At 46.3% G+C, this 23,179-nt stretch carries 23 protein-coding genes; 15 read left to right on the top strand and 8 right to left on the bottom strand.

All coding sequences use genetic code 11. The annotated features are described in order from the left end of the window. The first annotated feature begins 21 nt into the window (after nucleotides 1–21). From NIES593_RS13720 to NIES593_RS13710, 3 genes are all read left to right on the top strand, one after another. Nucleotides 22–447: a response regulator transcription factor gene (locus NIES593_RS13720; RefSeq protein ID WP_175561134.1), complete on the top strand. Its 426-nt coding sequence runs from the start codon at nucleotides 22–24 to the stop codon at nucleotides 445–447. Nucleotides 448–1,014: 567 nt separating this feature from the next. Then, nucleotides 1,015–2,085 carry a Tll0287-like domain-containing protein gene (locus tag NIES593_RS13715; protein ID WP_073600115.1) on the top strand — a complete coding sequence of 357 codons (1,071 nt, stop codon included), beginning with the start codon at nucleotides 1,015–1,017 and terminating at the stop codon, nucleotides 2,083–2,085. Between the two features lie 82 nt (nucleotides 2,086–2,167). Further along, nucleotides 2,168–2,938 (top strand): MinD/ParA family ATP-binding protein, encoded by a 771-nt coding sequence (locus NIES593_RS13710; RefSeq protein WP_073600114.1) that lies wholly within the window; start codon nucleotides 2,168–2,170, stop codon nucleotides 2,936–2,938. A gap of 3 nt (nucleotides 2,939–2,941) precedes the next feature. Here NIES593_RS13710 and NIES593_RS13705 read toward each other — a convergent pair whose 3' ends face one another. Next, nucleotides 2,942–3,853: a phosphate/phosphite/phosphonate ABC transporter substrate-binding protein gene (locus NIES593_RS13705; RefSeq protein WP_073600113.1), complete on the bottom strand. Its 912-nt coding sequence runs from the start codon at nucleotides 3,851–3,853 to the stop codon at nucleotides 2,942–2,944. A 265-nt stretch (nucleotides 3,854–4,118) separates the two neighbouring features. Here NIES593_RS13705 and NIES593_RS13700 point away from each other — a divergent pair, with 265 nt between their 5' ends. The 11 genes from NIES593_RS13700 to NIES593_RS13650 all read left to right on the top strand — a co-directional run bounded on the left by NIES593_RS13700 (nucleotide 4,119) and on the right by NIES593_RS13650 (nucleotide 15,402). Then, a complete protein-coding gene (locus tag NIES593_RS13700) occupies nucleotides 4,119–4,388 on the top strand; it encodes a CTB family bacteriocin (protein ID WP_073600112.1) in 270 nt (89 codons plus the stop codon). 112 nt (nucleotides 4,389–4,500) lie between these two features. Continuing rightward, nucleotides 4,501–4,770, top strand: a complete 270-nt coding sequence (locus NIES593_RS13695; RefSeq protein ID WP_073600111.1) for a CTB family bacteriocin — start codon at nucleotides 4,501–4,503, stop codon at nucleotides 4,768–4,770. Nucleotides 4,771–5,397: 627 nt separating this feature from the next. Next, complete coding sequence (locus NIES593_RS13690; RefSeq protein WP_073600110.1) at nucleotides 5,398–5,664, top strand: CTB family bacteriocin; 267 nt, start codon at nucleotides 5,398–5,400, stop codon at nucleotides 5,662–5,664. Between the two features lie 109 nt (nucleotides 5,665–5,773). After that, on the top strand, nucleotides 5,774–6,061 hold the full coding sequence (locus NIES593_RS13685; RefSeq protein WP_139253704.1) for a CTB family bacteriocin: 288 nt from the start codon (nucleotides 5,774–5,776) through the stop codon (nucleotides 6,059–6,061). Nucleotides 6,062–6,159: 98 nt separating this feature from the next. Next, nucleotides 6,160–6,405 carry a hypothetical protein gene (locus NIES593_RS13680; protein ID WP_073600109.1) on the top strand — a complete coding sequence of 82 codons (246 nt, stop codon included), beginning with the start codon at nucleotides 6,160–6,162 and terminating at the stop codon, nucleotides 6,403–6,405. Nucleotides 6,406–6,935: 530 nt separating this feature from the next. Continuing rightward, nucleotides 6,936–7,172, top strand: a complete 237-nt coding sequence (locus tag NIES593_RS13675) for a hypothetical protein (protein WP_139253703.1) — start codon at nucleotides 6,936–6,938, stop codon at nucleotides 7,170–7,172. A gap of 41 nt (nucleotides 7,173–7,213) precedes the next feature. Continuing rightward, the gene (locus NIES593_RS13670) at nucleotides 7,214–7,501 is read left to right on the top strand and encodes a Mo-dependent nitrogenase C-terminal domain-containing protein (RefSeq protein ID WP_073600107.1); all 288 of its coding nucleotides are present in this window, start codon (nucleotides 7,214–7,216) and stop codon (nucleotides 7,499–7,501) included. A 93-nt stretch (nucleotides 7,502–7,594) separates the two neighbouring features. Further along, on the top strand, nucleotides 7,595–8,692 hold the full coding sequence (locus tag NIES593_RS13665; RefSeq protein WP_073600106.1) for a cyclic nucleotide-binding domain-containing protein: 1,098 nt from the start codon (nucleotides 7,595–7,597) through the stop codon (nucleotides 8,690–8,692). Between the two features lie 31 nt (nucleotides 8,693–8,723). Further along, nucleotides 8,724–10,160: an NHLP bacteriocin system secretion protein gene (locus tag NIES593_RS13660; RefSeq protein ID WP_073600105.1), complete on the top strand. Its 1,437-nt coding sequence runs from the start codon at nucleotides 8,724–8,726 to the stop codon at nucleotides 10,158–10,160. A 2-nt stretch (nucleotides 10,161–10,162) separates the two neighbouring features. Further along, the gene (locus NIES593_RS13655) at nucleotides 10,163–12,376 is read left to right on the top strand and encodes an NHLP family bacteriocin export ABC transporter peptidase/permease/ATPase subunit (protein ID WP_073600104.1); all 2,214 of its coding nucleotides are present in this window, start codon (nucleotides 10,163–10,165) and stop codon (nucleotides 12,374–12,376) included. A 104-nt stretch (nucleotides 12,377–12,480) separates the two neighbouring features. Then, nucleotides 12,481–15,402: an NHLP bacteriocin export ABC transporter permease/ATPase subunit gene (locus NIES593_RS13650; protein WP_073600103.1), complete on the top strand. Its 2,922-nt coding sequence runs from the start codon at nucleotides 12,481–12,483 to the stop codon at nucleotides 15,400–15,402. Nucleotides 15,403–15,638: 236 nt separating this feature from the next. Here the strand turns inward: NIES593_RS13650 and glmS are convergent, their stop codons facing one another. The 5 genes from glmS to NIES593_RS13625 form a co-directional block, all read right to left on the bottom strand. Continuing rightward, entirely contained in the window at nucleotides 15,639–17,540 is a 1,902-nt protein-coding gene (gene glmS, locus NIES593_RS13645) for a glutamine--fructose-6-phosphate transaminase (isomerizing) (protein WP_073600102.1), read from the bottom strand. Between the two features lie 298 nt (nucleotides 17,541–17,838). Beyond that, nucleotides 17,839–18,057 carry a hypothetical protein gene (locus tag NIES593_RS13640; protein ID WP_175561133.1) on the bottom strand — a complete coding sequence of 73 codons (219 nt, stop codon included), beginning with the start codon at nucleotides 18,055–18,057 and terminating at the stop codon, nucleotides 17,839–17,841. 121 nt (nucleotides 18,058–18,178) lie between these two features. Next, nucleotides 18,179–18,469 (bottom strand): cupin domain-containing protein, encoded by a 291-nt coding sequence (locus NIES593_RS13635; RefSeq protein WP_073600101.1) that lies wholly within the window; start codon nucleotides 18,467–18,469, stop codon nucleotides 18,179–18,181. Nucleotides 18,470–18,501: 32 nt separating this feature from the next. After that, nucleotides 18,502–19,212 carry a photosystem II biogenesis protein Psp29 gene (psb29, locus tag NIES593_RS13630; RefSeq protein WP_139253706.1) on the bottom strand — a complete coding sequence of 237 codons (711 nt, stop codon included), beginning with the start codon at nucleotides 19,210–19,212 and terminating at the stop codon, nucleotides 18,502–18,504. 258 nt (nucleotides 19,213–19,470) lie between these two features. Next, nucleotides 19,471–20,031 (bottom strand): manganese efflux pump MntP, encoded by a 561-nt coding sequence (locus NIES593_RS13625; protein ID WP_073600099.1) that lies wholly within the window; start codon nucleotides 20,029–20,031, stop codon nucleotides 19,471–19,473. 380 nt (nucleotides 20,032–20,411) lie between these two features. On the opposite strand from NIES593_RS13625, the gene NIES593_RS13620 reads away from it, so the two are divergent. Continuing rightward, a complete protein-coding gene (locus NIES593_RS13620) occupies nucleotides 20,412–21,419 on the top strand; it encodes a DnaJ C-terminal domain-containing protein (RefSeq protein WP_073600098.1) in 1,008 nt (335 codons plus the stop codon). A 116-nt stretch (nucleotides 21,420–21,535) separates the two neighbouring features. Here NIES593_RS13620 and NIES593_RS13615 read toward each other — a convergent pair whose 3' ends face one another. Both NIES593_RS13615 and crtB read right to left on the bottom strand, forming a co-directional pair. Next, nucleotides 21,536–22,216 (bottom strand): cyanoexosortase B system-associated protein, encoded by a 681-nt coding sequence (locus NIES593_RS13615; protein WP_073600097.1) that lies wholly within the window; start codon nucleotides 22,214–22,216, stop codon nucleotides 21,536–21,538. 29 nt (nucleotides 22,217–22,245) lie between these two features. Further along, nucleotides 22,246–23,154 (bottom strand): cyanoexosortase B, encoded by a 909-nt coding sequence (crtB, locus tag NIES593_RS13610; protein WP_073600096.1) that lies wholly within the window; start codon nucleotides 23,152–23,154, stop codon nucleotides 22,246–22,248. Nucleotides 23,155–23,179: the final 25 nt, after the last annotated feature.

Raw genomic sequence — 23,179 nt, 5'->3', positions numbered from 1 at the left:
ACGTCCGGATCTAACTGAGAGGTGCGGGGAATAATATCCCTCATCGACTCAACCCGCATCGCTGCTCTGTCGGCAGGTTGTGATGACTTTGTACGCAAACCTTTTCGAGTCGAGGTCATCTTTGAAAAGATCGCCAAACATTTGGGAGTGCGCTACCTCTATAGTTCTCCCCAATGGCGTAACGGGGTAGAAGAGAACTCGCTAGATTTGTCCCAACCGTCGCGGCTTCAACCAGACGAGCTGAGAGAGGCTCTCGCTGCGATGTCGCCTAAGTGGGTGGAACAATTGCATCAAGCTGCCCTAAAAGTTAATGGCAAGGAAATTCTCACGCTCGTCGAACAACTTCCTCAACCCAACGATTATTTAGCCAATACCCTAACCTATTTAGTTAATAACTTTTGTTTTGAAGAGATAATCGCCTTAACCCAACAAGTAGCTAGAGAATAAATTCTCTGTCTAAGAGGCTAAAGATCGTTTTATTTTAGATTTTGCAATATTCTCAACAACCGTTCTTGTGATTAATTTCCTGGTCGAGCGAAAAAGTTTTCTTTAGAAGACCCGATAGAAATTTCAGTCGATTTTAATCGAGTTGAGCTTTGAGCCTAGAACTTTAGTTCTAGGCGTTGATGCCTCCTCCAGCATAGAAATTGAAGCAGTAGCAAGCATCAGAAAAAGATCTCGCTCCCAGCCATGACAAATGTAACGCTCCGAACATGACATTTGTTCGATGTCGATAGAAATTTCCTAGGGATAACTTAGAGAAACAAACAATCAAACCAAGGAAAACTTTTTATGATTGAGAACACTAAAGCAACGCAAGAGATGAAAGAGTTAAATCTTGGCTGGTGGTAACTCTTATAGTTAGGCAACTAAATAGCGATCGCAGCAAGCGCAGGAAATCTCTACTGCGCTTGTTATTCCCTGAAAGATGCTCGAACATTGAACGCAGTGCCAAGTTTTGATGCAAGTCTGCTTTGAGAGGTTTGAATTGAGCCTATAGAAACTGAAAAATCTATGTTTAAGAATCTCAAGCTTGCTACTAAATTTACTTTATTTCTATTGCTGGTTCTCTTAGGCGGGATCTCGGTCAGTGGAATAGCGTTGTCAGAGGCTCTCGAACACAGAGCTAAAGATGAAATAGATTATAGGGCACAGGTTCTCATCCAAATGGTGAACTCGATTAGGGATTATACCAATACCCACATCAATCCCCTTTTAACGCCTAGCCTGGAAACTCAACCAGAATTCATTCCTGAAGCAATACCAAGCTTTGCTGCTAGAGAGATCTTTGAAAAATTTCGCAACAACAAAGAAGATAAAAATTACTTTTACAAAGATGCCACGCTTAACCCGACAAATTTGCGCGATAAAGCTGACGAATTTGAAATTAGTATTATCGAGCAATTTCGCGCTAACCCAGAGTTAAAAACTCTATCGGGTTATCGAAATTTATTGGCAGAGAGACTATATTATAGCGCTCGACCTTTTGCCATCAAACAACCAAGCTGTCTTCGCTGCCATAGCACTCCAGAGATTGCTCCCAAGAGCCAATTAGAAACCTACGGAACAGAAAATGGTTTTGGGTGGAAGCTTGATGAAATTATTGGTAGCCAAATTATTTATGTTCCAGCTAGTCAAGTTTTTGAAAATACTCGTCTTACTTTTTCTTTAGTCATCGCAATTTTTATTGCGATTTTTACCGCAGTCATTTTGCTGATTAATTTTTTGCTCAAGAAGAATGTAATCCAGCCGATCAAACCAATGGCTCGGCTAGCTCAACAACTTGGTAACGATACAGCAGATGCGGAAGGGGAGCCAGAGATCGATCTTGGAAAGTTAACGGCGATCGCCAAGCGCTCGGACGAGCTAGGACAGTTGGGACGAGTCTTCCAACGAATGGCTCATGAAGTCCGCGATCGCGAGCAACGCCTAAGACAACAGGTGCAGGCACTTCGCATCGAGATCGACCAAACCAAAATAAGGCATCAGGTAAACGAGATCGCAGACAATACTTACTTTCAGAAGTTACAGCAAGAAGCAAAAGATATTAGAGGTAAATGGAAAGACTCTGATGAAAAGGAGTAATGGTTAGTGGTTCGTGGTTAGTAGAACAATCGATAACTAACAACTAAAAATCGCAAATTACCAATTATTAAGGAAATGCACTATGTCTAAAGTCGTGTCCGTCCATTCGTTCCGTGGTGGAACTGGCAAATCAAATGTCACTGCCAACATTGCAACTATCATCGCTGGATCTGGGCGGCGGGTTGGCATAGTCGATACCGACATCCAATCGCCTGGAATCCACGTCCTTTTTGGTCTCGAAGAAGAAAAAATTAATTATACTCTCAATGATTATTTATGGAGGCGTTGTACTGTCGAGCAAGCTGCTTATGACGTTACCCCCAATCTGAAAGTCAAGCAACCGCTTTTTGGCAGAAAGGGCAGTATTTATTTGATTCCTTCTAGCATCAAAACTGGCGAAATTTCTCGAATTTTGCGCGAAGGATACGACGCTCGTCGGCTTAATGATGGCTTGCAAGACCTGATGCGCCGTTTGAAGCTAGACTATTTGTTGATTGACACTCACCCTGGGATTAACGAAGAAACTCTGCTGTCAATTATCATTTCTAACGTTTTAGTCGTTATCCTGCGTCCGGATCGCCAGGACTATCAAGGAACTGCTGTGGCTGTAGATGTTGCCCGCAAGTTAGAGGTTCCCAAAATGCTGCTGGTGGTCAATAAAGCATTGCCAGCTTTGGATTTTGGAGCTTTGCGGCAAGAAATGCAGAAGACCTACAATACGAAAGTCGCTGGCATCCTGCCCGTTTGCGAAGAGATGTTTCATCTAGGGAGCAGCGACATCTTCTGCTTGCGCTATCCAGACCATTTCTGGTCGAAAGAAATCAAGGCGATCGCAAAACATGTTGTCAGTTAAATGTCAAGATGGTTCGCTTGCTATTAAACGAGCGGGCTTTTCGCGAACGTGAGTAGCGATCGCTCTCACCCGCTTGACTACAGAAATCATATATTGGTAATCCGGTAGCGAGCGATCGGGTAAATATCCCACTTCTTGAGCCAAAGCAGTGGGAGCATCGCTCATAACTTGGCGGATGTAGTCTTCGCGGTTGCGTTCTATTGTAGGTGCAATCAAAACCGAACCAGACGGAACATTGCGAGGATCGGTAAATAACACGCGCAATTGGACAGAATCCAACTGCGAACTGTAAAGATTGAATTCCTGCTCGGAAATTGCCCCAGCAGTCGCTTTCCCTTGAGCCACCCATTCAAGAACGGTTTTGGGCGTGGGAGCAAACATAATTTCAGCCAGCGTCAAGCCATAAAGGTTGTAGAGAGGGAAATAATATCCCGTTGCCGAACCTTGTTTGCCTAAGACGATGGTTTGACCATTGAGCGCTTTCAAGTCTCGGACGGGGCTATCTTGGCGAACGACCAGGATAGAGCTTAAATTCCCATCGTTTTGTAGCGGGAAAAGAGGAGTGTATTGGCGATAAGCGATCGCGCTTGCAGCTACGCCGGGAGGAGCAAAAACTAACGACCAATCCCTTGCCTCGATGCGATCGAGAGCTAAGGTTTCATTGAAAGCGGGTTCTATCTCGATCCGCGCTCCCATTTTTTCGCCTAAATAGCGATTGAAGCGATCGAAGCGATCGAGTATTTGTTTTCCTTGCTCGTAGCTTATAACGCCAATGACTAATTCCTCTACTTGAGTCGGCGTTATTTTGGCTCCACAAGCAGTTAACAATAACATTTGCACAAGAAAAAGACGACGGGAGATCGACTGCCGATAAGCGCGATCGTCAATAACGTTGGCAAGAGATTGAAAGGACATAAGTTAATAGACGTTTAAGAAGAATTTATGCGATCGCACTTAACGCAAGTCACAGAGAATTATCTATAAGTGCGAGTTAGCAACCATGACATTTATCAGGGGTAGGCTCATGACATTTATCAGATGTTTGTTCTTGGTTGAATTTTTACTATGAATATAGTTTCAAAAAGAAACGAAGCAGAAGTTCCCAAAACAAATCAATTTTGTATTCGAGAAACCTCTGCTTGCCCAAACTGAAAACACTTTACCAACTTAGGAGTAAATCATGACAGAACCAAGCAACAAAATCAATGCCTCGATGGAACTTTCCGAACAAGAATTAGATGCTGTTGCAGGTGGTACCGTCGTTTTAGGCGGAAATGTACCTCAAGCTCTGTTTCAAGATGGGTCTACCGACTTCGCTCAAAACCAGCTACAAGCTGCTCAGAAAGTCTCTTCCAATCGCAATGGCAGTGAAACTGTATCTCTAATCGCTGCTGATGCAGTTAAAACCGATGCCGACCAGATCACCAAGTTCATCAACGGCGTTAGCTAAATAATACCGCTCTAACCTGACGCTCCAAGCAGAGGTTGTCCTTACCAATATAGCAAGCGATCGACCTTTGCTTGCCCAAACTGAAAACACTTTACCAACTTAGGAGTAAATCATGACAGAACCAAGCAACAAAATCAATGCCTCGATGGAACTTTCCGAACAAGAATTAGATGCTGTTGCAGGCGGTACCGTCGTTTTAGGCGGAAATGTACCTCAAGCTCTGTTTCAAGATGGGTCTACCGACTTCGCTCAAAACCAGCTACAAGCTGCTCAGAAAGTCTCTTCCAATCGCGATGGTAGCGACACCATCTCTCTGGTCGCTGCTGATGCGGTTAAAACCGATGCCGACCAGATCACCAAGTTCATCAACGGCGTTAGCTAAATAACACCGCTCTAACCTGACGCTCCAAGCAGAGGTCTTGCTCATCAATATCGTGAGCGATCGACCTCTGCTTGTTCAGACTGAAAACACTTAACCAAGCAAGCATCAATGCTTGCATCGATTTTACAACAATTTTCAGATAAGTAGAATACGGCAATCTGTAGGGACTGAGCCTAGCTCAATCCCTATTCGTGTTTCATTCATCTAAGACAGGGTTATTTCATTCTGATTGCAGTTAACCAAGAAATGAATTTCTTGGCTCAAAATTTAAGTCCGTCTTATAGGACTTAAGGGATTAGACAGAGAATTGATTCTCTGGCTTTCTATCAATCATTTATAGCGAATGAGTTTGCTATTCCGAACTATAAAAAACAGATTTCATTGCAAAGCGATCGCTCGGATTCCGAATCAGAGAAAATACTTATTTTGTTATCAATAGGAACCGTGACATTTGTCAGGGACAAGCTCGTGACATTTATCAGATGTTGATTCTTGCTTAAATTTCTACGATGAATATAGTTCCAAAAGGAACGAAGCAGAAGTTCCCCAAACCAATCAATCTTACAGGAGAGAAACCTCTGCTTGCTCAAACTAAAACACGTTACTTAACCAATTTAGGAGTAAATCATGACAGAACCAACCAACAAAATCAATGCCTCTGTAGAGATGTCTGAGCAAGAATTGGATGCTGTCGCAGGCGGTGTATTCATTCTCGGAGGAGGACCTCAAGCACTGTTCCAGAAGGGTTCTACCGACTTCGCTCAAAATCAGCTAGTCGCCGCTCAGAAAGTCTCTTCCAATCGCAATGGCAGTGAAACTGTATCTCTAATCGCTGCTGATGCGGTGAAAACTGATGCCGATCAGATTACTGAGTTCATCAACGGCGCTGGCTAGATAATACCTATCTAACCTCAACCTCAAGCAGAGGTTTTCTTCTGAAATCTAAGAGGGATTAACCTCTGCTTGACCAAACTTGAAAATCCTACAAATTAAGGAGGAAATTATGTCAGACGAAATCGCTCCCATGGGTGGTGAAGCTGAAGAATTATCCGAGGAAGAATTAGATGCTGTTGCAGGTGGTGCAGATATATTTTTTTCTAGCTCTTTTTATGAGGAAAGTGCCACGTCGATCGCTCGGCAAACCACTGTGACTCCTGAAGGTAGTTCATCATCATTTGTTTTCAAGTCTTTGCACATAATCACTGGTGCTTTCCAATTTATTGGCTTGGGACTTGGATCGGCAGATGACATCCCTAAAATTGGAGGTTCGGACTTAAACAAAAAACGTTAAGTCGATAGAATTGCAGCTTGGTATAGCAGTTGAGCAGCTCAGCTTGACTGTTTTCTTAAGAGTTTTTAGTTAAAAGTTTCGATCGCAATGAGGACATTATGCCGCTCAACTTCACTTCTTTCAAGCATCCAGAATATATCGCTACCCAGCAGAATTATTCAAACCAAATCTGTCAAAGCAAACCTCAATTTTTCTTGGGAGTAACAAGTTTCCTCCTAGTGCCGCTTTGCCTAGTTTTAGGAATGTTTTTGTTTCAAAAATTTCGCACCCAACACTATCCTATTACTTTACATCAGCAGAAAGAACTTTTAGAAAAAATGTGGCAAATTAATTCTTCTAGATAGACTGAAACAGCGGTTGTTCTTATAAAAGAGATTGCGATCGCACTGGACAGTTATATAAATATTGAATAACCCAATAAGATATGAATGCTTTGCTGAGAGTTGATTGTCATCCCAGCCAGTAACCTACTTTATTAGTAGAGATAACTGGCTGGTTTCTTTTAGGTTTCACTCTACCCAAAAACGCTTAAGCAGTCAATGAAAGATAGAAGAATTCTCTATAGCAATTTTAATTGATTTGTGAGTAGTGCGAGCATCTTGCTCGCAAATTCCTTAAAAGCGGACGAGATGCGAGCGAGACGCTCGCACTTGATTGCAACCTGGTATAACTTTCGCGATCGCACTCAACGAAAGTCAGAGAAAACTATCTATTTCGCTATCAATAAAAACCGTGACATTTGTCAGGGGTAAGTTCGTGACATCGATCGGATGTTTATTTTTAGTTGAATCTCTACGATAAGACTATCAACAAAGATACGAAAGCTGAACTTTCAGTTCAAACAAAAAACAACAAATCGAAAAGGAGACTAACAATGTCTGAAGAACGCAAATTCAACGATCTCGAACTTAAAAAGGAAGAGTTGGAATCGATCGCAGGAGGTTATGAGGGAGAGCATTATTACCCCAACCCCTGGAAAATGGACGCAATGCCGTCAATGCCGTCAATGCCGCCGATGCCGCCGATGCCATCATTCGATGATTATAAATCGATGCAATTACCAAAAGGCGATCGTAGCGAGTATCAGCATACCGAGTGGGAATCGAAATAGTCGCTAGCACGAGCGTTTAACTGTATGGAGGCGAGTTAACCATGATAAGCATAGCTAAAACTGTTTTGGATAGCGCTCTACTGCATCCGTTGCGCCAGTGGCTTGAAGATATAGATATTCGCGATCCTCAAGTTGCTAGGTTTATCTGCAAGCTCGTCCCAGCGCAGTGTCCTTTTGAGCGGAAAATCTCATTGTTTGGTCGCACAATCCTTTACATTCCACCGTTGTGCAAACTAAATCCTCTTTACGAGCAAATCGTTGGTCTTCGTTTCAAGTCTCTGTCTTATCTTGCAGATATATGCAACGAAGATGTAACGCTTTACTGCTAATTAAAGTGCGTCGCTTTCACCGCAACAGTCTCACAAGCCAAGAGTCCCTCGAAAAATACTTCCCGATTTTCTCATCTACAAGGGAGTTATATTATGACAGACGTTCTACTCAAAGAACTTAGTAATAGCGATATTGACTGGTTGCTGGCGACGGGGACTCAGGAAGAAATTCCTCCCAGTACGACAATACTCCGTCAAGGACAACCTGTCGAGGCACTATATATTTTATTAGATGGTGCATTAACAGTTTCCGTCTCTCAAGCTGACAACAATCCCTTGGGTCGCGCTTTTGCTGCCTTAGAAGGTGGCGAAATGTCAGGGCGCGAGATCGCCAGATTATCAAGCGGAGAGATGCTGGGAGAAATGCCCTTCTTAGAGGCTTCCCTGTCCGCTACTACCGTCAAAGCGATCGAAAAGTCGCTAATCTTGTCAGTGCCGCAGCAGCAACTGACCCAAAAACTGCAAGAAGATCTTAGTTTTGCCGCTCATCTCTATCGAGCGATCGCAATTCAACTTGCAGACAGACAGGCAAAAATGGTTTCCGAGATCGGTCATAGTACCATCGTTCTCGGTCAACCTCAGTTGCGAGAAATCCTCTTTGTATTTGCAGAACTGCACGATAGCGACATCGATTGGATGATTTCTGCCGGAAGTGCGACGAGAATTCCTGCGGGTACGGTTCTCGTCCGTGGAGGAAGACCGATTGAGGCGCTGTATATTCTACTGGATGGAAAATTGACCCTTTCCGTCTCCGAGAATGATGGCAATCCCTTGATGCGGGCTTTTTCAAACTTAGAAGGCAGCGAAATTTCGGGACGGGAGTTCGCCAGATTATCTAAAGGCGACTTAGTAGGAGAAACCTCTTTTGTAGAGGCGAGTCCTCCTGGAGTTGCTGTCGCAGCGATCGAAGATTCGCTAGTATTGTCGATTCCTCGGTGGCGGTTAGCGGCAAAACTGTTACACGATGAGGGTTTTGCTGCCCGGTTTTATCGAGTGCTGGCAATTTTGCTTGCCGACAAACAGCAGGGAATAATTAGTCGCCTCGGCTATGGCAGGCTCAGCTATAGCAAGGGTCAGTCCCTAGATGAAGACTGCAACTATGAAAACGAAATCAATTCCGATTTCTTAGCTCAAGTAGCATTGGCTGGTACCAGATTTAATTGGATGCTCAAAAAGATTCAAGGCAGGTAAGACCAATTCGCAATTAACAATTCGCAATCTTATGGTTACCGAAAAAAGCAACCTGTTTCGCCAAAAAGCTCTAGAACGTTCTGCTTCTCCCGAACGGCTAGACCGCCTCGTGCAAGTCGTCAGTCCCAAGCATTGGCTGCCGTTGACCGCCCTCGGCACCTTGGTAGCGGCAGGGCTAAGCTGGAGTATTCTGGGTCGAGTTCCAATCGCGGTTTCCGGTCAAGGCGTATTAGTCTATCCGAGCAAAGTCGTGTCTTTCCAATCATCTAGTTCGGGGCAGTTGCAGACCGTCAACGTACAAGTTGGCGACTACGTAAAAAAAGGACAGGTGCTGGCAACGATTGACAAATCAGACATCAAGAAGCAATTACAGCAGCAGCGCGACAAGCTAGTGGAACTACAAGCCCAGGATCGGGACGCTAAACTGCTGCAATACCAACGCACCCAACTGGCAAAAGTTGCGATCGCCCAGCAGCGTCAAGGGATTTTGCAAAACCTCCGAGTCACTCAGGAGCTGAGTCCTATTCTTAGAGATAAAGGACTGCTCGCACTCGAACAACAGCGACTAGACCTACGGCAACGCTTGCAGGACTCTCAGGCATTGGCTCCGACTCTCAAGGAAAGGCTGGAGAGACGCAAATGGTTGCAGAATGAAGGGGCGATTTCACAGGATACCGTACTAGAAGCACAACAGACTTACCTAGATGGTCTCGCGAGGATCGCCGATATTAAAAGTCAGTTAAAGGCACTCGATGTCAGGCAAGTTGAGGCAGAAACCAGCTATCGCCAAAACCTCAACCAGATCGTCAGCCTCCAAGCACAATTGAAAGATCTAGACACTCAAGAAAAAACTCTCGCCGAACAAGATTTTCAAGCTTCAATTAACCGACAAAATCAGATCCTCGAAACAAAACGGATTATCGGCCAATTGGAACTACAAGCCAAGGGAAGCCAAATTACCAGTAAATACAGCGGACGCATATTAGAACTAGCAGTGGCTCCCGGACAAGTTCTCAGCGAAGGAACTCGACTTGGTTCTATCGCAGCAGAAGCTCCATCCGCCAAGCTAGTTGGTGTCGCCTTTCTTCCAGTGAGCGAAGGCAAAAAAATCCAAAAAGGCATGAAAATGCAAATTACGCCTACCACGGTGCAGCGAGAACGATATGGCGGCATTGTGGGTACTGTTACCAATGTCTCAGCCTTCCCCGTCACTAAAGATGGCGCTTTGAGCTTGGTAGGAAATCCAGACCTCGTGCAGAGTCTGATGTCTCAAGGTCCTCAAATCCAAGTATTTGCAGAACTCCAACCGGACAAATCGACCTTTAGCGGCTATCAGTGGTCTTCCTCCAAGGGTCCACAGGTGAAAATTTCTCCGGGAACCACAACCGCCGTGCGAGTCACCGTTGAAGAACGCGCGCCCATCACCTTTGTCTTACCCATCCTCAGATCTTGGAGTGGCATAGATTAATTATGTTGTGGCAATTGCAAAAACTACTCAAGCGTAAAGGTATCCGGCGGCGTACTCCCACGTTGTTGCAAATGGAAGCGGTCGAATGTGGCGCTGCCGCCTTGGGTATTATTCTTGGTTACTACGGTCGCATCGTACCGCTAGCGCAACTTCGTCAGGACTGTGGCGTATCCCGCGACGGCAGTAAAGCCTCCAACGTCCTCAGCGCTGCCAGAGGTTTCGGACTCAAGGGCAAAGGGCTGAAAATTAAGGATTTAAACGAGCTGCGCAAACTGGACTGTCCCTACATCGTATTTTGGAACTTCAACCATTTTTTGGTTGTCGAGGGATTTAGCAAGGAACGAGTCTACCTCAACGATCCCGCCAGCGGACCGCGCAGCGTCTCCATACAAGAATTCGACGAAGCCTATACGGGGGTTGTCCTAGTTCTAGAACCAGGACCGGAGTTCAAAAGAGGTGGCACAAAACCCAGCATCATTTGGAGTCTATGGGAACGGTTGCAAGGATCGATCGGGGTACTCGCTTACTGCATCCTAGCAGGATTTCTGCTGGTGATTCCCGGACTGGCAATTCCAGTGTTTTCTCAGGTATTTGTAGACAACATTCTCGTTCAAAACCGCAATGAATGGTTGCGTCCGCTGTTGTTGGGGATGCTCCTCACAGCCGGAATTAGCGGGCTGTTGACCATGCTACAGTTGCGGTTCCTGCGGCGAATGAAGATCAAGCTCTCGGTGGGAATGTCGAGCCGATTTCTGTGGCACATCCTACGCCTGCCTGTCGGTTTTTATGCGCAACGGTTTGCCGGAGAAATTAGCAGTCGCGTCCGCCTCAACGATAGTTTGGCTAATCTTCTTTCGGGAAATTTAGCTACCACTGCCATTTCCGCCGTTATGGTCGTATTCTATGCCGCGATCATGTTGCAATATGACGCGGTGTTGACTTCGATTGGGATAGTTTTCGTTGCGATAAATCTCGCCGCCTTGCAGTTAGTATCTCGGTGGCGCGTGGATGCCAATATGCGATTAGTACAGGAGCAAGGAAAAGTTAGCGGCGTATCGATTTCTGGTCTTCAAACGATGGAAACCTTGAAAGCATCTGGGTTGGAGTCAGATTTCTTTTCCCGCTGGGCGGGCTACTATGCCAAGGCGATTAACGCTCGGCAAGAAATGGGTGTTACCAACCAAACTCTCGGCGTTTTGCCTACGTTTCTCTCTAGTATTACGTCCATGTTGGTTTTAGTAGTGGGCGGTCTTCGGGTGATGGACGGGCATCTTACCATTGGGATGCTAATCGCCTTTCAGGGCATGATGCAAGCTTTTCTCGCACCCGTGAATAATCTCGTCAACCTCGGCAGTAGCCTCCAAGAAATGGAGGGCAACGTGAATCGACTCGATGATGTCTTGCGAAACCCCATCGATCCGCAACTTAAGGAGGAGAAAAGTGAGGCGACGCTCGCGCCAACAATTCATCCTTCGGTACGCTTGCAAGGATATGTTGAATTGCGCAACGTTACCTTTGGCTACAACCGAGTTGCTCCTCCCTTAATTGAAAATTTTAGTTTCTCGGTTAAACCCGGACAGCGCGTTGCCTTGGTGGGCGGAAGCGGTTCTGGCAAGTCAACCGTCGCCAAACTGGTGTGCGGGCTGTACGAACCTTGGGAAGGAGAAGTTTGTTTTGACGGTCAACCCAGACGGCAAATTTCCCGTCAAGTTCTCGTTAATTCTATTGCCATGGTCGAGCAGGATATTTTGCTATTTGCTGGCACGGTTAGAGATAATCTAACGCTTTGGGATACGACGGTGCCCGACAAATATCTGATTCGGGCGTGCCGAGATGCGGCTATCCACGACGTTATTCTCTCGCTACCGGGCGGTTATAATGGCGACCTCTTAGAAGGCGCTACCAATTTGAGCGGCGGTCAGCGTCAGCGCCTAGAAATTGCTCGCGCCTTAGTCAATAATCCTTCCATCTTGGTCATGGACGAAGCGACTAGCGCCCTCGATACCGAGACGGAAAAAATCATCGACCAAAATCTCCGCCAGCGAGGATGTACTTGCATTATCGTGGCACATCGCCTGAGTACTATCCGCGATTGCGATGAAATTATCGTCCTCGAACGGGGCAAAGTCGTGCAACGAGGAAACCACGAACAATTACAGCAGGTCGAGGGACCATACTTACAATTGATCCGCAGCGAGGGAGGCGCGATTTCGTGAAGTCGGAAGTTGGAAGGCAGAAGTCGGAAGTCGCAATTCAGAAGGCAGGGAAGGAAAAACCACTAACTACTCCCCAATCCAAAATCGAATAAGAGGTCTAAAAAATGCTTATTCAAACTAAAACTAAGAGCTTACAGATAGAGCGGTATCGATTCAAAGGTAACGAACCCTTATTGTTGGATGACCCGAATACAGTTTGGATAGTACAATCTGGTAGTTTAGCGCTATTTGCGATCGCTCTCAAAAACGGCATGCCCGACGGAAAGCGTCGCTATCTATTTAAGGTCGGTGCCAAAGAGGCGATGTTCCCCACTCCTCCATCGTCTCAAGGCGAACGGCGCCAGATCCTAGCGGTATCCCTTGAAGAGACAGAACTCCTTAAACTCTCTAGAGAAGACTTTGGGGAGTTTATGGTCAAGGCTAATGGTAAAGCCGTGGCGCTAGTAGAGCGCTGGATCGAGCGACTGAGTTCCGGACTGGCAGATCTGCCCGCTCCAAGCTTTAGCGTACCTCATGAAGGAATCCAATTCTTTTCTTTAGCGGGCGGGGAAATATTTCAACCCCTTTCAAACCGCGTATCCTGGACGCGAATCCAGCAAGGACGCACATTTTGGATGGGATTGGAAGAACTGCCTTTGGAGCCTGCCTCTGGCATGTTGCCATTAGGTTCTGAGATGTGGTTGCAGGCAGAAGATAGAGTTGAGCTTGAGAGCCTTCACACTTCGGAGATCCAAAATGTCAATGTACTAATCAACAGTATCGCCCAATTGCAAATCTATTTCCTGCGCTACATCGACTTGCTAGAGCAGCAGGAGATGCATCAAGAATTAGTTAGGTTTGAGGAGAGAGAGCGCCTCAATCGTCAAGTAATGCATGAAACCTTGGCGGCACTGTCATCCGTGCTGCAACCCAAGGGAAGCGAACCCGCTCCGGCGAGAACCGATAGCCAGCCAGAAGACCTTTTACTGAGCGCTGCTGGGGCAGTCGGGCGGTCTTTAGGAATTACCATTCGTCCGCCAGCCAAGTCAGAAGACCTCAAACGGGTTCCCGATCCCCTAGAAGCGATCGCGCGAGCCTCGCGAATTCGCATGCGCCAGATCCAGTTAACGGATAGCTGGTGGAAAAAAGATTCCGGTCCTATTCTTGCCTATACTCTTGAAGACACGCGCCCGGTGGCGCTATTGCCAATCTCTGACGGCAAGTACGAGATTTTCGACCCCAAGACGCGCAAACGCACCCCTGTCAATGCTCGCAGTGCCGATCGGCTAGCCCCTTCTGCCTACATATTTTATCGACCTTTACCCGAAAAAGCGCTAAAAACTTGGGAGTTACTGCAATTTGCGCTGCGAGGTCGTTTGAAGGAACTGGCGGTGGTTCTGCTAACTGGCATTGCGGCGACGCTGCTTGGAATGTTGACCCCCCAAGCCACAGCTATCCTCATCGACAACGCTATCCCGGATGCTAATCGCGGTTTATTGCTGCAAATTGCTTTGGGTCTTTCTGCTACTGCCTTTGGCGCAACGATCTTTCAGTTGGCTCAGGGACTTGCCCTGCTGCGGCTGGAAACTTTTGCCGACTCAACCACCCAAGCGGCAGTCTGGGATAGGCTTTTGAAGTTAAAAGCATCTTTCTTTCGCCAGTACTCAATCGGTGACTTAGATAGTAGGGTACAAGCCATCAGTCAGATCCGTCAACTCCTGAGCGGCACGGTTCTCAAAACTATTTTCACCAGCTTGTTTGCACTGCTGAACTTGGGACTGTTGATCTATTACAATGGCGTACTCGCCGCGATCGCGATCGTTGCAGCCATGGCCAATATTGCCGTCACGATTGTCTCTGGTATGCTTACGCTTCGTAAAGTTCGCCCGCTACTGGAGTTGCAAGGAGAGATCTTTGGCGTCATGGTGCAGCTCATTAATGGTGTTGCCAAGCTGAGGGTCGCTGGCGCTGAAGCACGCGCCTTCGGCTACTGGGGCAAACAGTATAGCCAACAAGTCAAACTGCTGCTGAGTACCCAAGGCATTGAAGACATCCTAACGGTTATTAATAAGGTATTGCCTACCCTAACATCGTGCGCTCTCTTTTGGTTTGCGACTAACATGCTGCGCCAAGACGGAGGTCAAGGACTGACCACTGGTACTTTCCTTGCCTTCAACGCTGCTTTTGGCACCTTTATTGGCGGTGCAACCAGCTTGAGCAGTACGGTGGTGGATGTTTTACAAATCGTACCTTTGTGGAAGCGATCGCAGCCAATTTTGCAAGCCGAACCAGAAGTAGATTCCGCTAAAGCCGATCCCGGCAAGCTTTCGGGCAGAGTGGTTGTAGACCATATCGTTTTCCGCTACCGTGATGATGGACCCCTGACGCTCGATGATGTAAGCGTTCGGGCTGAGCCTGGAGAGTTTATCGCCCTAGTGGGAACTTCTGGGAGTGGCAAATCAACTTTGTTCCGATTGCTACTGGGGTTTGATGTCCCCGAATCTGGCAGCATTTACTATGACGGGCAGGATTTGGCAGGACTAGACGTTCATGCCGTGCGCCGACAGTTGGGTGTCGTGCTGCAAAATAGCCGACTGATGTCTGCCTCTATCTTCGAGAATATTGCTAGCGGCGCTAGGGTCACAATGGAGGAAGCTTGGGAAGCAGCCCGGATGGCAGGCTTTGCCGAGGATGTTGAATCCATGCCCATGGGAATGCATACCGTCGTCAGCGAAGGCGGGACTAACCTCTCTGGCGGGCAACGACAGCGATTGTTAATTGCTCGCGCGTTGGTGTTAAAACCTCGAATTTTGCTGTTTGACGAGGCGACTAGCGCCTTGGATAATAAAACGCAGGCGATTGTCAGTGAAAGCCTCGACCGACTACAAGTGACGCGAATCGTTATTGCTCACCGACTCAGTACGATTCGCAATGCCAATCGTATCTACGTGTTTCAAAACGGTCGAGTGGTGCAGCAGGGCAGTTTTGAGCAACTAGCCAAGCGAGAAGGTCTGTTTGCTCAGCTTATGGCTAGGCAGACGCTTTGAACCCCCTTCTGTCTTTTTTTCTCTTCTGCATGGCGATGAGCTTCAACGACTTCTTGTCCCTCAAAGCCGCGATCGATTAGTATTAATCTCTCGATTTGTTTACCATGGTAGACATTTTTCTGGTTTCCGATCGCTGCGGCTGGTAGTAAAAACCTTTTGCGATCGCTTACGCCTAGCTTGTCTGCGACTCCTAAAATTGCGAATTGCCAATTATGAATTGTGAATTGGGTTAACCCCTATTCCACCGTCACCGACTTTGCCAGATTTCTTGGCTGATCTACATCTAAACCGCGTCGTGCTGCAATGTGATAAGCCAATAACTGCAAGGGAATCACTGTCAAAACGGGAGACAATAATTCATCTACGGCTGGGACGGCTAATAAATCGTTAAAGATCGATTCGGCTTGTCGGTCGGTCATTGCCGTCACTCCTATCAGACGGGCATCGCGGGCTTTTGCCTCCTGGGCGTTGGAGAGGACTTTTTCATAGACGCTACCGGGAACCGCGATCGCGACTACCGGCACCTTTGAATCCAATAGTGCGATGGGACCGTGTTTCATCTCTCCGGCTGGATAGCCTTCTGCATGGATATAGCTGATTTCTTTGAGTTTGAGTGCCCCTTCTAAGGCGATTGGGAAGTTAATGCCCCGTCCGATAAAGATAAAATCTTGCGTCTCGGCAAATTCGTGAGCGAGTTCTTCGATGAGGGGTTCTTGTTTTTCTAACACTAACTCGATCTGTCCGGGCAGTTGGCGCAACCCTTCTACAATCAACGCTAACTTTTCTATGGGCAAACTCTGACGGCGATAGGCGAGATCGAGAGCGAGAAAATAGAATCCCATCAACTGTGCCATGAAGCTTTTTGTTGCTGCCACGCCGATTTCAATTCCTGCTTGGGTGTTCACGATGCGATCGACCATTCGAGCCAGCGTACTTTCCGGGCGATTGGTAATTCCCAACAGCTGAGGAGCATATTTAGGTTCGAGTCCAGCCCGACGCTGTTTTTCTGCTTCTAGGGCAGCTAGGGTGTCCGCCGTTTCTCCCGACTGAGTAACGCCGATGGTAAGGGTATTGGCAGTAATTGGACTTGGTGCATAGCGAAATTCCGAGGCGTATTGTACCATCGTAGGAATGTCGGCTAACTGTTCGATGAGGTATTTGCCGACTAGACTGGCGTGCCAACTCGTCCCGCAGGCGAGGATCTGGATGTGTTCGAGATTGTCGTAAAGTTCTGGCGGGATGCCCAAATTGATCGGGCTAAAGGCAGGACGATCTTGTGCGTGCCAATCGGGATTGAGATAGGTTTCCAGACAAGCGCGTACTACCCCCGGTTGCTCGTGGATTTCTTTTAGCATGAAGTGACGGAAGCCCTGTTTTTCTACCGTAGTAGAAGTCCAGTCGAGGATATGGGGCATTTTTTTGAGGCGCTTGCCTGTAAAGTCGTAGACTTCTACACCCAGCTGCGTGAGGCGGGCTATCTCTCCATTGTCTAGAGGCAGTACGGCGCGGGTATGGGACACTAAGGCGGTGGCATCGGAAGCGCAGAAAAATTCCCCCTGACCGAATCCTACGATAAGGGGGGCTTGTTGGCGGGCGACGATCAGTTCGTCGGGGTAGTCCGCACATAAAACTGCGATCGCAAATGCCCCTTCTAACCGATTGACGGCTTGTTGGACGGCTTTTAAGAAAGGACTGGGATGGCTTAAATCTTCTTCTGTCTTTTCGGGTAATAAATCGGCAATTAAATGAGGAATGACTTCCGTATCGGTTTCCGAGAGGAACTGGCGACCTTGACTTTTAAGTTCTTCGCGCAACTCCTGATGGTTTTCTACAATCCCGTTTTGAACGACGGCAACTCTTCCGTCTGTATCCATGTGGGGATGGGCATTGTGTTCTTCTGGTTTGCCGTGGGTTGCCCAACGGGTATGTCCGATGCCGATGCGGGCGGTATTGTCTTCTCTAGCTAATTTTTCTCGCAGGTTGTAGAGTTTGCCCTTGGCGCGAACGCAGCGGAGTTTTCCTTCTAAAACCGTAGCGACTCCGGCAGAATCATAGCCTCGATATTCTAGCCTTTCTAATCCCTCTAATAAAATATCTATTGCTGTTTGGGTACCAATATAACCAACAATGCCGCACATGAATTCAGTTATCAGTTATTAGTTATTAGTTGTTTGCTATCAGTGTAACCTTTCGCGCTTTCGTGTCAATGACTGATAACTTTACGAGTTTAACTTTAATATTGGGGTAAGCCCCTTACTGTAAGGTACGAGACGAAGCCTTTCCACCTTACCTCCAACCACATGTTTTCTTGGCATGAGAATTAAATTTTGTGATTGAAATCGAGAGATCTAATATACCTAATATCCTACTAAGTAGGATTCCTTCTCGACCTTGCCAATCCGCCACTACACCGCTTTGCAGTGTAGCGACGAAATGTTAATAGCTTTCTTCATTGTTTCCAGCCGATGCTATGGCAAGTTGTCGGTTGGCTTGGCTGAGCAAATCGGCGATCGCAACTTTAACTTTCAAGGCAATAGAAGGATCGGCTAAAATCTCTTGCGCTTGTTGGCGATAAATGGCACCTGTAACTGTATCGACGCGATCGAGTTGTTCGAGTTCGGAAAAGATTTTATCTAGATAGGAAGAAATTGTCACAATTGTGCCCTCCACGACAGCCTGTACTTTCATTTTAGCTAGATTTAGGGGATTAATCCGAACAATCGAACAAAAATTTCCCAATTTAACCCTGCAATTTAGACTCTTCTTGACCGATCTTTCAGCCAAAGGAATAATGTTTTTTTACGTCGCGGCGAATTTTCCAAGTGCAGGACATTCCTGCGGGAAAAGTCACTAAATCTCCTTTTCCTATTTCTACAGGTTCGCCGCCATCGGGAGTGACGACGACATCGCCTTCGAGAAAATAGCAGGTTTCTTCTACATCATACGTCCAGGGAAACTCCGATACTTCTTTTGTCCAAATCGACCAGCCAAACACTCCTAATTCATTCAAGCGTGCTTGAGTGGGTTGGCGTTCGACGTTGATTCCCGATCTCGGTTTGGTTGTCATGAGTCTTCGTTATTGCGACATTTTACTTAACTTTACGGATTTTTCTCGTCGCTATTGATTTGAGCGGTTCCTTGCTCTGGTTTTTGCTGTTGGCGCTTTTTGCGCTCGGCTTCCAAAGCTTCTTCAAGAACCTTGAGAAGCTGATCCATTTTATCTAAGTTTGAGCGATAGAGATCTAAATCTTTTTGTAGCTTTTCTGGCGAGAGATGTAAGGCTTCGGTCACTTCCTTGAGGGTGCGATCGCGTTTTTCTGGGTCTCTGAGTATGTCTGGATCGGCTTCTGCTAAAAGCGTATACAGACCGATGGCAAACAGACGGCTATACTTGTAGTTCGACCGATTAGCTATTGCCTGTAAAGTTTCTACCAATCTATTTTCGCCGCCCGTAGAGGCAGAGGAATTAATTTTAGCAATTAATTCCTGCACCGACATCTGTTTGGCTTGGGATAAGATTTCTCCGGCTTCCTGACGGTACTGTTCCCAATTGCCGCCAGTTGCTTGGCACAGTGCTGCAAAAATCGATGATTTATCTTGTTCGGGTTGATATCCCTGCATGAAACGCTCGAAAGCGGTGACGACTCCCAAGGCATAAATAGCATCGTAACGAAAGTCCGTATTGACGGAGAGCAAATGCATCTCTACTATCAACTCTTCTACGAAGCGGCGATAGATCGAGTTGATCGGGCGGGTGTGATGAGTATAGAAATCACGCTTTGCGTCTGAAACAGTACGAACCTTATCCACAAGACAGACTGACATAGAAACTGTAATCTCATTTTCTCTTTTAAAGACACCTTTGCCAACCAAAAATTCAGGAAAGGCAAATGGTGACTGGGCATTTTAGATGTTACCAACTTTTTGCCCCAAAAGTTTATCCAGGTCGGAGCCAGAAATCGACCATCAATCGTAGAAAATAGACTCCAACAGCAATTGGTTGGTTTGAGAACGGCGATCGCAAGCAAATAATTTCTTCCCTTGCCAGAGTCGATCGCTAAATATTTCCTAAATAGTTAAATGTTCAAACAAAATTTTACTTCCAATAAAAATTAAGATCGATCCACCAATAATTTCAATTTTTTTACTGAATAAGTTTCCGAATCTATGACCGATGAATACGCCAAAAAAACACAAGCTAAAAGTAATAGCCCCAATAGTAGTTACTGCTAAAACAATTGAAGTTTTAATTACTGCTAATCCCAGTCCTGCTGCAAGAGCGTCAAGACTGGTCGCTATAGCAAGAACGGTCAGCGTGTAGGTATCTAAAGGATTAAATCTTCTTTCATCATCATCGCTTGTCAGGGATTCATAGATCATTTTTCCTCCAATAATTCCCAACAAGCCAAAAGCAATCCAATGGTCGAATGAAGATAAAATCTCTCTAAAAGTTAGCCCTGCCATCCATCCAAGCAGCGGCATGAGAGATTGAAATCCTCCGAAAAATAAAGCAATCTTTAGCGCTTTATTAATTTTGATATGCTTAATCAGCAACCCACTACTCATAGCAACAGCAAATGCATCTGCTGATAATCCTACTGCCATTAATACTGTTGATAAAGATTCCATTTAGTAACTAATTCGCGCCTCTAAAAATTTTAACTGAATTTCTCGCAAAAAAGTCTCATTTTTTTTTCATTTTTGTGCGATTTTGGAGTAATGAGTCCGAACCCAACGGTCGGGAACGTCGGAAACTGAAAGCCGAGGCAGGCTTGCCGGAAGAGATTGGAGACCAGATTAGAAATTTTGAAAATTCAACCTGTCCGTACAACTGGTACGGAAATTGCCCTTGCTGTAGAGAGTAAGAACCGAACTGACTTCAGTTAATCATTCTGTTAACCTAGATGAAGAGGAGCTCTCAGAAAAAGTTATTATTCTTAACTCATTAACTGTTAAATCCTCGCCAACAAGCGCGAACCACCAGTAATTGAAGAGGAGATATCTATATAATGGCTTCGACTGACTTCAAAGACTATTATGCCACTCTAGGGGTCAGCAAAAATGCTAGCGCCGAAGAAATTAAAAAAGCCTTCCGCAGGCTAGCGGTAAAGTATCATCCCGATCGCAATCCCGGCGATAAAAAAGCCGAAGAACGCTTTAAAGAAATCAGCGAAGCTTATGAAGTCTTGTCAGACCCCAATAAGCGCCAAAAATACGACCAATTCGGTCGGTACTGGAAACAAGCGGAACAAGCTGGAGGGTGGTCTCCCGGTGGCGCTGGCGTTGATTTTGGCGGCTTTGACTTCAGCCAGTTCGCCAATTTTGAAGATTTTATCAACGAATTACTCGGTCGCGTTTCTAGTCCCGGCGGGACTCAAGGTCGAACCTACACTTACCGAACTTCAACCGGTAGTAGACCGGGTGGATATACTGATTTTGGCGGATATAGCGACTTTGGCGGTTTTGGGACTCAAGCACCTGCCGCAGATCGGGAAGCCAGCATTCGCCTCACCTTTTCCGAAGCATTTCGCGGCGTTCAAAAACGCCTTAATCTGGGCAATGAGCTTGTAGATGTCCGCATTCCTCCCGGCGCCAAACCGGGCAGTCGTATAAGAGTGCGCGGCAAAGGTTCGGTAAGTCCCTACACGCAACAACGGGGCGACTTGTACTTGACGGTGGAGTTGGAACCCCACCCTTTTTTCCAGTTTGAGGGAGATAACTTAGTTTGCGAGGTGCCGATCGCACCAGATGAAGCCGTTTTAGGAGCCTCCATTGAGGTTCCGACTCCCGATGGCATGGTAACGGTAAAAGTGCCCCCCGGCATTCGTTCCGGTCAATCTCTCCGGCTGCGGGGCAAAGGATGGATTCATCCCAAAGACAGACGAAGCGATTTATTGGTGAAGATCGCGATCGATACGCCTAAAAATCTTAGCGCCACCGAACGGGAATACTACGAAAAACTCCGCCACCTTCGCAGTTACAATCCTCGTCAGTACTTACGGCAAGTTGGTATTTAAATCTCTTGAACGCGAGACGAGAAAATTTCGCTCGCGTTCGTCTTGTAGATCTACCCCTCATTGCTTAAAAAGCAATTTTCCTACTTTAACTGCTCGTAAATCCCGATCGCTAGCCTTTACGATGGGTGAAAAATCTCTTTTTCTAAAGTTGTCCGAACCGTTTGAGCCAGGGATTGAGCGAAAGCTTCCGTCGATTCTACACTTGAGAGCGGATCGATTTGAATTTTTAGACTTGCGGCAACCCAGGCAGCACGGCGGCGATGTAACTGTGCCCATTGGTCGGCTAAAAACCATTGCAGCGAAGAAGCATTCCCGCCGCCAGTCCAAGCATACCACTGAACTACCGCATAGGTTTTTCGATTCCAGGCTCTAAAAAAGCTAGCGCTGACGCGATCGGTTAGATTGAGGGTTTTGTGGGAATCTGTCTGCCAGCGCTCGAAACCGTTAAGATCTGTCCATTCAACTTGTGGATGGTTTTTGTAATAATCTTGGGGCATCAGCCAGAGTTCGACGGGATTTTTTCCCTCTCGTTCGAGCTTTTGATACGACCATTGATTTCCTCCAACCAAAACTTGTTGTTGTTCGATGGTTTTCCAGCCAGGAAGCGTTAAACCATTGTCGCGTAGATTTTTGAGCCGCTCGATCTGGGTCACTTTTGGCAAATCTGCCCATGACCACTGACCCTTCAAGTAGCCGGGAATGGCTCCAATAGCGACGATCGCAATCAGCAGCAAGACTAAAGCCATCCGAGTAATTGAAAGTGATTTTTGGATTTTAATTAGGTTCATCGCAGCCATCAAATTATCCCTCCCTCGATGTTTAGAAATTATGACTCTTGAGTTTTAGAAAGTGATTCCGACTTTTCTGACTCGATGACTGGATCGAACCTCCCTAAAAAATTTAGAAGTAAGACAATGGCACCTAACATAGCGGTCGAATACAGATCGCCGCCCATTCCATCGTGGAGCCATTTAAAGAGTTGGTCGTATCCTCTACCGTGAAAAAAGCTCAGTAACGTATTGCGAATAATATTAGCAACGATACTAATGACGACGGCTCCTATTAATAACAAATTTGTTTTTTTTCTATTACTTAAATTTCCCGTCCAATGTAAAAGAAGTAAAGAAACATAGAGGCTGGTAAACAACATTTTTAAGCCAGCACAATAGGGAGCGACTTCTACGAGTTTTCCATCGACGGCTAGATAAATTCCATCCACCGTAACGTTAAATCCTAATTGCATCAGAAGAAAACCTGCGGCTCCCGCAATAAACATTTGCAGGGGTAACGTATAGGGCGTAATTAGGTAAGGAACTGAATTGGGAGTAGCTAGTAAAATTAAAAGCAAAGGAAATTTTTGCAGCCTCAAAGCGGGCAGTCCTTTGAGCCAGAGACAGATTCCCGTTAAAATCATGGGAAAGGACAGATTGACAAATTCGGCAGAGCCAGTTGAGTAAAAAACTGCTGCTAATAGCAATAAAAATCCGCCGATGGGATGAGAGCGATTTTCTAAGCGCCGCCACTTTTTACGCTGCATCCAACAAATATAGGCGGCATAGGGAAAACCGATTAGCCCGTGGCTAAAGTATTCGTGTTCGGTGCTGATACTTTTGTTTAACCAGCCATCGTACCAGTGGAGAAGGATCGGAGCGTAGAGAACGCCCAGTAAAACGATAATAAGGATGGTAAAAAGGTTTTGTTCTCTGACGAGCGGAAATTTTTGTTTGGCGAGCATTGTTACGCTCCTAGTTGGATCGCGT

It is taken from the genome of Hydrococcus rivularis NIES-593 (assembly GCF_001904635.1).
Taxonomy (GTDB): Bacteria; Cyanobacteriota; Cyanobacteriia; order Cyanobacteriales; family Microcystaceae; genus Hydrococcus; species Hydrococcus rivularis.
Note: the sequence above shows the minus strand (reverse complement) of the source record. Positions and strands in the feature narration are given on the sequence as shown.